At 43.0% G+C, this 12,341-nt stretch carries 10 protein-coding genes; 9 read left to right on the top strand and 1 reads right to left on the bottom strand.

What is annotated here, in order from left to right:
* Nucleotides 1-384 precede the first annotated feature (384 nt).
* The 7 genes from EKM67_RS07115 to EKM67_RS07085 all read left to right on the top strand — a co-directional run bounded on the left by EKM67_RS07115 (nt 385) and on the right by EKM67_RS07085 (nt 6,718).
* Complete coding sequence (locus EKM67_RS07115) at nt 385-570, top strand: hypothetical protein (protein ID WP_125578342.1); 186 nt, start codon at nt 385-387, stop codon at nt 568-570.
* A 176-nt stretch (nt 571-746) separates the two neighbouring features.
* Nucleotides 747-1,013, top strand: coding sequence for a phosphocarrier protein HPr (locus tag EKM67_RS07110; protein ID WP_125578341.1), 267 nt, complete (start codon nt 747-749; stop codon nt 1,011-1,013).
* Nucleotides 1,013-2,731, top strand: a complete 1,719-nt coding sequence (ptsP, locus tag EKM67_RS07105) for a phosphoenolpyruvate--protein phosphotransferase (RefSeq protein ID WP_125578340.1) — start codon at nt 1,013-1,015, stop codon at nt 2,729-2,731. The genes EKM67_RS07110 and ptsP overlap by 1 nt, the downstream gene beginning before the upstream one ends.
* A gap of 1,077 nt (nt 2,732-3,808) precedes the next feature.
* Nucleotides 3,809-4,549, top strand: a complete 741-nt coding sequence (locus EKM67_RS07100; protein ID WP_125578339.1) for an amino acid ABC transporter ATP-binding protein — start codon at nt 3,809-3,811, stop codon at nt 4,547-4,549.
* A gap of 23 nt (nt 4,550-4,572) precedes the next feature.
* Nucleotides 4,573-5,397, top strand: coding sequence for a transporter substrate-binding domain-containing protein (locus EKM67_RS07095; protein ID WP_125578362.1), 825 nt, complete (start codon nt 4,573-4,575; stop codon nt 5,395-5,397).
* Entirely contained in the window at nt 5,394-6,047 is a 654-nt protein-coding gene (locus EKM67_RS07090) for an amino acid ABC transporter permease (RefSeq protein ID WP_125578338.1), read from the top strand. The genes EKM67_RS07095 and EKM67_RS07090 overlap by 4 nt, the downstream gene beginning before the upstream one ends.
* A gap of 14 nt (nt 6,048-6,061) precedes the next feature.
* On the top strand, nt 6,062-6,718 hold the full coding sequence (locus tag EKM67_RS07085; protein ID WP_125578337.1) for an amino acid ABC transporter permease: 657 nt from the start codon (nt 6,062-6,064) through the stop codon (nt 6,716-6,718).
* An 89-nt stretch (nt 6,719-6,807) separates the two neighbouring features.
* On the opposite strand, the gene hflX is transcribed toward EKM67_RS07085, so the two are convergent.
* The gene (gene hflX / locus EKM67_RS07080) at nt 6,808-8,103 is read right to left on the bottom strand and encodes a GTPase HflX (protein WP_125578336.1); all 1,296 of its coding nucleotides are present in this window, start codon (nt 8,101-8,103) and stop codon (nt 6,808-6,810) included.
* 1,207 nt (nt 8,104-9,310) lie between these two features.
* Here hflX and EKM67_RS07075 point away from each other — a divergent pair.
* Both EKM67_RS07075 and EKM67_RS07070 read left to right on the top strand, forming a co-directional pair.
* Nucleotides 9,311-10,072 carry an ABC transporter ATP-binding protein gene (locus EKM67_RS07075; protein WP_125578335.1) on the top strand — a complete coding sequence of 254 codons (762 nt, stop codon included), beginning with the start codon at nt 9,311-9,313 and terminating at the stop codon, nt 10,070-10,072.
* A 12-nt stretch (nt 10,073-10,084) separates the two neighbouring features.
* Nucleotides 10,085-11,926, top strand: a complete 1,842-nt coding sequence (locus EKM67_RS07070; protein ID WP_125578334.1) for an FtsX-like permease family protein — start codon at nt 10,085-10,087, stop codon at nt 11,924-11,926.
* The last annotated feature ends 415 nt before the right edge of the window (nt 11,927-12,341 follow it).

The raw sequence follows: 12,341 nt of genomic DNA, 5'->3' as shown, positions 1-12,341 counted from the left end.
TATTATAGCTTTAGCACTCGAAGCATGCAAGTGCTAAGACTCGAAAACTGAACCTCAAACGTTTGACCAAGCAATCCAATGTTTTACCAGTTTGCTGCAATTTTTTTACAAACGAATAAAAATATTCCTGCGATGTTTATTTTTGGCTAAAAGCAAATCGATTGATGGCGTTCACAGATCAGAGGCTCAGTTACTGGACTTTAAGTGGGCACCATGTTTAAATAAACAAGTTAAGGATTGGTTCCGCTTCAACAAGCGCTTAGAATGAGATACAAAACGGCAAACTAGTTATTAAGTTTTTCTAAAGGACGGCTTGTTACGTTTACGTATATCTTCTGTAGCACTCTTTTATTTTGAACTATTAATTGGGGGAAGGCAAAGAATATGACCGTTGATTATCAAGAAAAATTAAATGAGTTGATGGCGGGCAAGGTTGCAGAAGTAACCGTGTCGGCAGCCGATTTCGACGCATTTCATCGCGTTTGGCAAGATTTACCACAGCGCAAAGAAATCGTTGGTAATGCGCAACGAAATGGCACCGTAATTTACCGATATACTGAAAGCGTTTAACACCAACTAACAAGCGAAATTACACGTTTTAAATTTAACAAAAATTCTTGTAGTTCTGCTCGAAAAATGTTAGCATTTAAGTTGAAGTAAACAGACACCTTTTAGGGACTGTTTCCTGGTCTGGTCTTTAACGAGGTCAAACCTAAAATTTTTTATCACAAAGGAGTTCATTTATAATGGAAAAACGCGATTTTCATGTTGTTGCTGAAACTGGTATTCATGCACGTCCAGCAACTTTATTAGTACAGGCAGCAAGCAAGTTCAACTCAGACATCAACCTTGAATACAAAGGCAAGTCAGTTAACTTGAAGTCAATCATGGGTGTTATGTCCCTAGGTGTCGGCCAAGGCGCAGATGTTACAATTACTGCTGATGGCACAGATGCAACAGATGCAATTGCTGCAATCGAAGAGACAATGAAGAAAGAAGGACTTGTCGAATAATGACTAACAAATTGAAAGGGATTGCGGCTAGTGACGGTGTAGCAATCGCCAAAGCTTATCTCCTTGTTCAACCTGATTTGTCATTTTCGAAGTCTGCAATTAGTGATGTAGCAAAAGAAACGGATCGTTTACAAAACGCCATCGACAAATCGAATGCTGAGTTACAACAAATTCGTGATAGTGCGGCACAATCCTTGGGTGAAGAAGAAGCCCAAGTTTTTGATGCGCACATGATGATTTTGTCGGATCCAGAATTCACTGGTGCGGTTAAGCAAAAGGTCACTGATGAAAAAGTTAATGCGGAATCTGCATTGGATGAAGTATCAACAACTTTTATCGGCATGTTTGAAGCAATGACAGATAATCCATATATGCAAGAACGTGCAGCTGATGTTCGCGATGTAACTAAGCGGATCATGGCTCACTTATTGGGTGTAGAATTACCTAATCCTGCTTTGATTCATGAAGAAGTTGTGATCGTTGCTCATGATTTAACGCCTAGTGATACAGCTCAGTTGAATAAGAAGTATGTCAAAGCTTTTGTCACTGATATTGGTGGTCGGACCGCTCACTCAGCAATTATGGCACGGACGCTTGAAATCCCTGCAATTGTTGGTGCTGGCAGTGTGACAACTGACATTCAAGCAGATGATGAAGTTATTGTTGATGGCAATAATGGTGATATCGTCGTTAAACCAAGCGCTGAAGAAGTTACGAAGTATCGGAATTTAGCCAAAGAGTATGCTGATCAAAAAGCTGAATGGCAAAAATTAAAGAATGCTTCAACTGAAACAGCAAATGGTGTTCATTTTGAATTGGCTGCTAATATTGGCACACCTAAAGATTTAGATGGTGTGCTCGATAATGGCGCGGAAGCTATTGGCTTGTACAGAACTGAATTCCTTTATATGGATTCTCCTGAACTACCAACAGAAGATGATCAATTCGAAGCTTATAAAGCTGTTCTTGAAGGAATGAAAGGCAAGCCTGTTGTTGTTCGGACAATGGATATTGGTGGGGATAAACATCTACCATACTTACCACTTCCTGAAGAAATGAATCCGTTCTTAGGTTATCGTGCCATCCGAATTAGTTTGGATCGTCAAGATATCTTTAGAACTCAGTTGCGTGCTTTATTGCGTGCTTCAGCTTTTGGTAATTTACGAATCATGTTCCCAATGATCGCCACGTTACAAGAGTTCCGCCAGGCTAAAGGCATTCTTGAAGAAGAAAAAGCCAAATTAGTTGCTGCGGACACTAAAGTCGGTGAGATCCAAGTCGGAATTATGATCGAAATTCCTGCAGCTGCAGTTTTGGCTGACCAATTTGCTAAGGAAGTTGACTTCTTTAGTATTGGTACTAATGATCTAATTCAATACACGATGGCTGCTGATCGTGGTAACGAGCATGTTTCTTACTTGTATCAACCATATAACCCTTCTATTTTGCGCTTAATCAAGCACATCATTGATTCTGCACACAAAGAGGGTAAATGGGCTGGCATGTGTGGAGAAGCTGCTGGTGACCCAATCATGGTCCCTATCTTAGTTGGGTTAGGCTTGGATGAATTCTCAATGAGTGCAACTTCAATTTTGAAGGTTCGTTCATTGATGAAGCGTCTTAGTACCGAGGACATGGCTAAGTTGACGGATGCTGCCTTGAATGTTTCCTTGTCTAACGACGATAATATCAAGTTGGTTAAGGATAACGTTAAATAAAGTTAATAATGAATGGGATGCGGCTTATTGCATCCTATTTTTTTACGCTGATTCTCAACGGTTATCGTTTGCTTGTGGGTTAGTTCGGTGATAAAGTTGGTGGAATAGACTTTTGCATACGTGTGAAAATATTGATCTACCTTCGGCAGAAGTTGCTCCAGAAAATAGTGGGAGGTCGCTGTGGGGACGGCTCCAAGCTTTTGGAAGTACGCCAAAAGTTTTCCGCCTAAAATGTGAGATCCGGAAAAGCGCCGGATCTCACATTTTCCCTTTCTGTACTGGCGCCCATGGCTCTAACGATGTCATTATCCGTAACTCACGATGTTCGAACGGCTAAAGCAAATTCGCCAAAACCGCTCATTAACAAAATTACCACTGTAATCCCACTATTTTCTTCCGCAACTTCTGCCTAAACCTTTTTCGTTTGGGCTAGGAATGGAATAACAGGGTTCCTCAAACTTGAGTAACATTGTTGCCTTTACTTTGAATAGTTCAGCTTAAAAGTCTGAACGGTAATCACGTCTGCCTTTCGTCCTCTAGAAATTGAAGTTGCGGTACAAACCAATCGCACAGGACTAGACGTTGGTTGAAGTCAACTCTATAAAACCGCCGAGATGAGTCAGAACGCGGAAGAAAAAGTTGCGACTCGCAGTGAAATTGTTCTTGCGGGACCCATTAAGCTTTTAAATGGTTTCAGATGAGTTGACCAATAATTCAGTTACCACTTAAACCCAAGTCCCGCTAGAACAAGGGTGATCTTCAAGCCTTTTGTGGGCTTCAAAAGGCTTGAAGTCATCCCCACAGCGAGGCGCAACTATTTTCTGGAGCGTTATGACGGAACCAAACAAACTCTTACCACTCGTAAACAAAGCCTTCATAAGTTAGGGTAAGGTTTTAAAAACGGTCTCCACAGTAAGATGCAACTTCTTCCAGAGTATTTTTAGCAGAGCTTGTCAAAATATCAGATTTATAAATGACTGATACAGAATATAATTCTTGCGCTATCCTGTCTTTTCACGTAAGATTAAAACATAAATATTTAATAAAACTATTCAAAAAAATAAGGGGGGTCTTATAATGTCAATGATTGAATTTCATGACGTTAATAAGTATTACGGTAAATTTAAGGCGCTGAAAAATATCAACCTAACCATCGAACGTGGCGAGGTGGTAACGATCATTGGACCTTCTGGATCTGGTAAAAGTACGTTGCTGCGGACGATCAATGGGCTTGAATTAATTAGTTCTGGGCAGTTATTAGTTGATAATCATGATTTAGCGGATCCAAAAACGGATATGAATCGTATTCGCAAAAATGTCGGGATGGTTTTCCAACATTTTAATTTGTATGCCAACAAAACTATTTTACAAAATATTACCTTAGGGCCTGAAAAAGTTTTAAAAATGTCACACGTTAAGGCTGCTGAAGATGCCGAGAGGTTGTTGAGTTTGGTTGGATTACTCGATCAAGCCCAGAAGTTGCCGAGCATGTTATCTGGTGGGCAGAAGCAACGTATTGCGATTGCGCGCGCGCTGGCTATGCATCCTAAGGCGATTTTATTTGACGAACCGACTTCTGCGTTAGATCCTGAAGTGATCGGTGATGTTTTGGAAGTTATGAAGAAAGTCGCAGACCAAGGGATGACCATGATCGTCGTCACGCACGAAATGGGCTTTGCTAAAGAAGTTGGTAATCGGCTCGTATTCATGGCCGATGGCGAAATTCGTGAGGATAGTAATGACCCACGTGCATTTTTCGAAGCGCCTAAAGATCCGCGTGCGCAAGAATTTCTTGGTAAAATTATTCATGTCGATTAGCGGGAGGACGAACGATGCAACATATGAGATTAAAACAGCTCAGATTATGGTGTCTGTTGCCACTATTCATTCTGACTCTGATGCTAACGGCTTGTGGGCAGCATGTCGGTGAAAAAGACGTCATGCAAACAGAGCGAGAAACGAACGAAATTACCTGGGGTGTCAAGGGTGATATGCGTCTATTTGGTTTGACCGATATTGAAACTGGTGAGATCAGGGGTTTCGAAGTCGACATTGCCAAGGCTGTTTCGAAAGAAATATTCGGTAAAAATGTCAAAGTTAATTTTGTGCCGGTGAATAGTAATACGAGATTGCCACTCTTGAAGAATGGCAATGTGGACGCGCTGATCGCCACGATGAGTATCACGGCCGATCGAAAAAAAGAAATTGATTTTTCTGACGTTTATTTCAACGCGGGCCAAGCAATTATGGTTAAAAAAGGCAGTAAAATCAAAAGTGTTAAAGATTTGACGAGTGGGACGAAAGTGATCGGGATCCAAGGATCTAATTCAGTCCTCAATATTAAGAAATACGCGCCCAAGTCTGAAGTCTTGCAACTTTCCGATGCCGCGCAGGCGTTTGCCGCTTTGAAATCGGGGCAAGGTGATGCCATGACCACGGATAATGGGATTTTGTATGGTTTAACTTCTGACGATCCGAGTTATCACGTGGTCGGCGGATCCTTTACGACTGAGCCTTATGGTATTGGTGTAAATAAGGGGCAGAAGAAATTTCTGACGGCGATCAACAAGGCACTTAAGAAAATTGAAAAAAATGGTGAGTATCAAAAATTAGTCGATAAATGGTTTAGTCAGATTTCTGGCTTTGATGGGAGCGTGGTGAAATGATCTCAATTCTAGTTGGACATTGGTCTGAGTTGATCGAGGGAATGAAATATACAATTGCTTCTAGCTTGTTGGCGTTAGTCGGCAGTCTCATTTTGGGTGTTATTTTCGCGATGTTCGTGATCAGTCCGAATAAGTCACTAAATGTTATCGGTAAAATTTACGTCGAAATTTTTCGTAATATTCCATTGTTGGTCATTGCAATGTTTTTCTATATTGTGATGCCCCGCATTTTTCCAGGGTTGGATGGATTTAAAGCCGGAACAATTGGCTTAACGATCTATACCTCTGCGTTTATTGCGGAGACGGTTCGCGCGGGTATTGAGAGTGTGCCGGTCGGACAAATGGAAGCCGCCCGTAGCAACGGCATGGCTTATTTACAGGCGATGCGCTACATTGTTTTGCCGCAAGCCATCAAGATCGTCGTGCCGTCGTTGGGAAATCAGTTCGTAAACTTGGTCAAAAATTCGTCGGTGCTCGCATTCTTGGCCGGGTTCGATTTAATGTACCAAGGCAACTTGATTGCTTCGACCACGTTTAAAACAACGGATACTTATTTAGCGGTCGGTTTATTATATTTAGTGATGACGATGCCATTAAGTTATTTCATGCGCTATCTGGAGAAACGTTGGTCGAAAACACCGACAGTCTGAAAGGGGAAGTTTAAATGCAGAATTTTATTGACGCTTATAGTTGGATCAACCTGCGCTTCCTGCTCGAAGGCATGTGGGTGACGATTTATGTTTCTGCCATTTCCGTCGTGCTAAGTTTTATAATTGGCGCGGTGCTTGGCCTGATCCGTTATATGAAAATTAAATATCTTTCAGCGGTCATTGGATTGATCATTGATATCATTCGTAATTTACCGTTATTGTTAATTATATTCTTCATGTATTTCGGATTGCCGAGTACGTTTGGGATTCGCTTGAATACGGTAACGGCCGCAATCGTCGCCTTAACGGTTTTCGAATCGGCGATGCTGGCGGAAATTATTCGGGGCGGGATCCAATCGATCAGCGGCGGACAAATGGAAGCCGCTCGCAGTAATGGGCTCACTTATTTGCAGGCGATGTGGTACATTATTTTACCGCAGGCCTTTCGCAATATGGTGCCACCAATCGTGAGCCAGTTCGTTTCGCTGGTTAAGGATTCTTCGTTGGCCACGATTATTCTCTTACCAGAATTAATGTATCATTCTCAGATCATCTACGGTCAGAACACGAATTATATGATTCCGATGTTTGTGGCCATGGCTTTTCTGTACTTCGTCGTTTGTTTCCTGCTCTCGCAATTATCGAAAGCTTTGGCAAGACGGCTTAATTAAACGATTTTACAAAAAAAGCAGTTGTCCCCGTGAGTATTTATTTACTCATGGGACAACTGCTTTTTTGCCTAAAATAGATTTAAAACGTTCTAAACATTGTCCTTTAAAAGAAATCCTTGATATTTATTATAACGGACAGGATCGAGGACGACTTTCACGCGCGTTCCGACCTCTGTGTAGTCTTTTTCTAAAATGCTGGTGTGTGCTTCGAGTTCGGCTAAGACGCGCGCTTCACTGAATGGAATCAATAATTCAACGGTATGATAATCGGCGAAGATGTGCTTCGTGATCATTTCTGCTAGCTTCTGAATTGAGGCGGGATCTTTCGCGGAGTAAATCAAATCATTACCTTGAATTTCTGGGTAGTTCGTATTCTCGCGGAGATCGGCCTTGTTGAAGGCGACGATCATCGGAATATTCGTGACGCCAATGTCTTGCACCGTCTGGTTGGTGGTTGCCATCATTTCATGATAGTGCGGATCTGCGTAATCAACCACTTGGATCAGTAAATCCGCATCGGCCGCTTCTGCCAAGGTCGACTTAAACGAGGCAACCAAGTTATGAGGGAGGTGACTGACAAAACCGACCGTATCACTCAACAGGAATTTTTGTTTGTTGGGTAATTGAATCGTGCGCACGCTGGTGTCCAAGGTTGCAAAAAGCATGTTTTTTTCGAAGACTTGTTTTTTCTCAGCATCTAGCTGATCGAAGGTGGCTAGGAGTTGGTTCATTGTCGTCGATTTGCCGGCATTTGTGTAACCAACTAACGCCACCTTAGGGAGACCACTCTGTTCGCGCCGCTCACGCTGAGTCGCCGCGCTTTTTTCGAGAGCGAGTAAATTCTGCTTGAGCTCTGCAATCCGTTTGCGGATGACTCGCTTATCCAATTCCATCTGGGTTTCACCAGAACCACGGTTATTCAAGCCACCGCCACCACGCTGCTGATCCAAGGAATTAGCCGAGGGATGAACGCGGGGAAGTGAGTATTGCAACTTGGCAATTTCAACCTGTGATTTAGCTTCGCGAGTTTGCGCACGGTCGGCAAAAATTTCCAGGATCAATTCGGTCCGGTCGATGATCCGCAGACCGGTTTGTTTTTCCAAGTTGGAAATTTGTGAAGGCGACAATTCGTCGTTGATCACCAAAAATTTAACATCGAGACCATTGGCTAATTCGGCAATCTCGGTAACTTTACCCTTACCGAAATAAGTGGCACCTTCTGGCTTATCCATATTCTGGACGACTTGATCGACGACTTCCATGTTGTCCGCGCGCGCCAATTCGGCCAGCTCGTTCATGGTATATTCGAAGTCGGCCGTTTTATGACTGACCCCACTGATAATGACTTTAGTTTTTTCTGGTTGTAAATCAATTATTTCTGACATAAATTCTCCAATCTGATTGGGCAGATTTCAGGCAACAAAAAAGAGTCGACCTGCGCCGACTCTATGCACACCAAAGCATACAAAAAGAATCTGTCACCAATCGTTTAAATTTGCTATTCATTTATTGTAATGGCAATAACGAAACTAATCTTAAACGCATTGTCGGCAGTCCCTTCTACGTGAATTTGAGTTGAAATGCACTCGATTGCTTTAAGAATAACATGATTGATGGGAAAAAGCGAATAAAAAAGTGGGGAGAATTGAGGTGTGGCGCATGGCTTACCGAACAGATTTAAACCAGTCGGGATTTAAATAGGCTTAAGCTGCAATGGTAGGATGATGTCTACCTGCGGCAGAAATTGCTCTAGAAAATAGTGGGATTGCTGTGGGGGATAGCTCTCAGCTAATTGAAGATCGAATTGCCTTTGGGAATAATTTGAGCCCCTTTTTGAAACGTTTGGGAAATAATCTACCTGCGGCAGAAGTTGCTCCAGAAAATAGTGGGATTGCTGTGGGGGATAGCTCTCAGCCAATTGAAAACCGAATTGTCTTCGAGCACGATTTGAGCCTTTTCCGGAAACCCACCGTAAAAGTCTCAAATGCGCCCCCTGCTGTAACCGAACAAAAATCGTTCGCTAACACCAGTGTCACTGCAATCCCACTATTTTCTTCCGCAACTGCTGCCTAAACTTAATTTTGTTTAGCGTCGGATTTAGATAACTGGGTTACTATAACTAACTGATTTACGTCACTCTTTCGAATAGACGAGGCGGTATTTGTGGTGGGAACTGGGACTTGCAGTGATATTTCTGTTAATGAACGGGTTTTGTGAGTTTGCTTTAGCCGTTCGAACGTCGTGAGTTACGGATAATGACATCGTTAGAGCCATGGGCGCCAGTACAGAAAGGGGAAATCTGAGCTCCTGCGGTTTTCAGGAGCTCAGATTTCAGGCGGAAAACTTTTGGCGAATTTCCAAAAGCTTGGAGCCGTCCCCACAGCAACTTCACAGTTCTCACCACAAATTCCGCCGGAACCGCACAAAATAGAACCACCAGAATCCCCCATAATTTAGTCAGCCACTTTTGTCAAGGGTCCCAAGTTGGTCATCGACCTAACAATCGTGTAAGTTGGCCGAAAATATTGTTAGGAAAATCCATCAAGTTTTCGACGGATGCTTGGTATACTTGTGTCATAAAGAGATGGAGGGATCAATTTGGCGAACGAAGTTGTTAGCGTCAATCATTTAGTTAAGACATATGGTAAAAAACAAGAGAAACAATATACTGCCTTGAACGGGGTGTCATTTACCGTGGAGAACGGTGAATTTGTTGGGATCATGGGGGCATCTGGTTCTGGTAAGACCACTTTATTAAACATTTTATCCACACTGGATAAACCCACGAGCGGTCAGGTTTTGATCAATCAACAAGATGTGACGAGCTTGAAAGGCAATCAGATGGCAGATTTTCGGGGCAAAGAGATCGGATTTATTTTTCAAGATTTCAATTTGCTGGAAAATCTGACCGCAGCGGAAAATATTGCTTTGCCACTTTCACTGCAGAACATTACGCCAAGCAAGATCAAACCGTTAGTCGACCGGATTGCCAAACGTTTGTCAATCGAATCTGTTCTGGATCACTATCCGACCGAATTATCTGGTGGTCAGAAGCAGCGGGTTGCGGCTGCGCGCGCCTTAGTTCATCAGCCGGCGATTTTATTCGGTGATGAGCCAACCGGGGCTTTGGATTCAAATAGTGCGCGAGAATTGTTGGAAACGATGGATTCTTTGAATCAAGAAGACCAAGTTTCGATTTTATTGGTGACCCACGATCCGTTTTCTGCCAGCTATTGTCAGCGCATCTTGTTTATCAAAGATGGGCAAATCGGCCAGGAGCTGAAACGTAATGGACGTTCGCGTGCTGATTTTTATCAGGAAATCTTAGACAACTTAGGCACGTTTGCAGAATAGGGGTGGGAATCAGTGTTATCGAAATTAGCATTTAACGGCATCAAAAGCCGCATGAAGGATTATCTGGTTCTTTTCTCCGGCTTGATCGTTTCGGCGGCAACTTTCTACATGTTTATGTCTTTAGCAACTAATCGCGATTTTCTTGGCAAAAATTCGATGGTTTCGGCGGGCAACACTATGATCGTCTTCATTTTCGGGGCGATTTTATTAGCCATCATTACTTTAGTTTATCTGGTATATGCCAATTCGTTCTTGCTCAACATGCGCCAGCGCGATTACGGAATGTTCATGATGTTGGGCGCCAAGACTGGCAAAATTGCACGACTGGTCTTCATCGAAACCTTTTCCGTGGGGATGATTGCCACATTGGTCGGTTCGGCTATTGGTGTGGGGCTATCTCAAGTCGTGGCTCAATTATTAACGGCACAATTGGGATTGACCTTGCAGAATTTCAATGCCTTTTATCTGCCGGCAATTTTGATCACGCTTGTTTTCTTCGGCGTGATGTTCGTCTTCGCGGCCTTCTGGAACAGTCGCAAATTTGTAAAGACGCCGGTTTTGAAGCTGTTACATCATGCATCACAACCCAATCGCGTCGCGGCGAAACCGGTCGTTTTGATTTTTGAAGCGATTCTGGGGGTCGTGTTGCTGGGCATCGGCTATTGGGCCATGGCTAGTCTGATGAAACTCAACTTGCTGGCGATTCCGATTGCGTTAGTGACGATCGTTTTAGGTAGTTATTTCACGTTTAACGCGACTTTTATTTGGGTGATCCACTTATTGAAACGGCGCCCGAAGTTTGCGTTGAAAGGGTTGAATAATTTTACCTTGTCGCAATTAAGCTTCCGTTTACGCGATTATACGCGTATGTTGGCGATGATTTCAATTTTGTTCGCGTTGGCACTGGGCGCGATCACTGTCGGCTTAGGATTCAAGAATGATCTGAGCACGATGTCTAAATTGAGTGGCGCTTACGATTTAACGCTGTACACCACCAATGACAAAATTGAGCGCCAAGTGGCAAAACTAGACATTAAATCTAAAACAAGTTATGACTATAAAATTGTGGGTGAGACCACTTATTATAATTTGGCCCAATTACAGCGGAATCCATTGTATCGAGTTCATTATGGCTCTAATGGCACTGTACGCATCCTACCGACGATCAAACGCGATTCTGCAAGTGAGTACACGAAGAAAGATTCAGACGCCTTATACGGCCTAAAAGGGACCCTGGGGCTCAATTTAGGAATGAGTGCTCGTGAAGATGCCATGCAACTCGTTCCGGCGAATAAGTTTAGTACCTTAACAGGGACGACTCAGAAAATTACGCTGATCCGCGTTGAAGATTTTCAAGCAGCGGCTAAGCAAATTGGCGCGATCCAAACTGATCAAATAAAAGCCGCACCGAAATTCGAAGAGATTTTGAGAAATAGTAAATATAGTTATTATATGAATATGAACGCACTCTATTCTGGCATGGTTTTCATGGGCTTCTTCCTCGGCATTTCCTTCTTGGCGATGTTGGCAAGTTGCTTGATGTTCAAGATTTTGTCGGGCGCATATAGCGATATTCGCCGTTATGACATGTTGAACAAAATGGGTGCGCGCGCGAAAAGTTTGAAGCGTTCCGTCTCGATGGAAATCGGCGTGCTCTACGCGCTACCTGGAGTTCTCGGCGTGATTCATGTTTTGTTTGGATTGCAGCTGTTTAAGTTATTGATGCTCGATCCTTATCGTGGTATTTGGTTGCCGTTTGCGATTTTCATTGTGTTGTATGGCGTTTATTATGTACTGACGACTTGGCTTTATCGTGGGATCGTTATTCCTAAGGTGGAAATTAAAAAGGATTAGATCTACCTGCGGTCGAAAGTGCTGGGGCAGGCAGGTCTGTGGCTGTGGGACCGCTCTCCACTTTTCCAAGAACGGGAAAAGTTCCGAGCTTCGATTTGAGCTTTTGCAAAACCGGCAAAATCTCGAATCGATCCACCATGTAAGGCGGGCAAAAAACGGCCCGCCAACATGGTTGTCACTGCCACGACTGCCTGCCCCAGCACTTTCGACCTAAACTTATTCTGTTTAGCTTAGGAAACGAATAACAGGGTTCTAGAAGTTGATTCTCAATGTTGCCTTTACTCCGAAGAACAAAATAAAAAATGTGATGAATTTCAAATCCGAGCAAAATAAGACACGACAAATTTTGGGTCTACACTTTCTGGTGTTGGTAAAACTAATACCAGTTTTTATTTGCCGAAATAAATAGGACATC

Source organism: Lapidilactobacillus mulanensis, from assembly GCF_003946215.1.
In the GTDB taxonomy this organism is placed as follows: Bacteria; Bacillota; Bacilli; order Lactobacillales; family Lactobacillaceae; genus Lapidilactobacillus; species Lapidilactobacillus mulanensis.
This window is presented reverse-complemented; position numbering and strand designations above follow the sequence as displayed.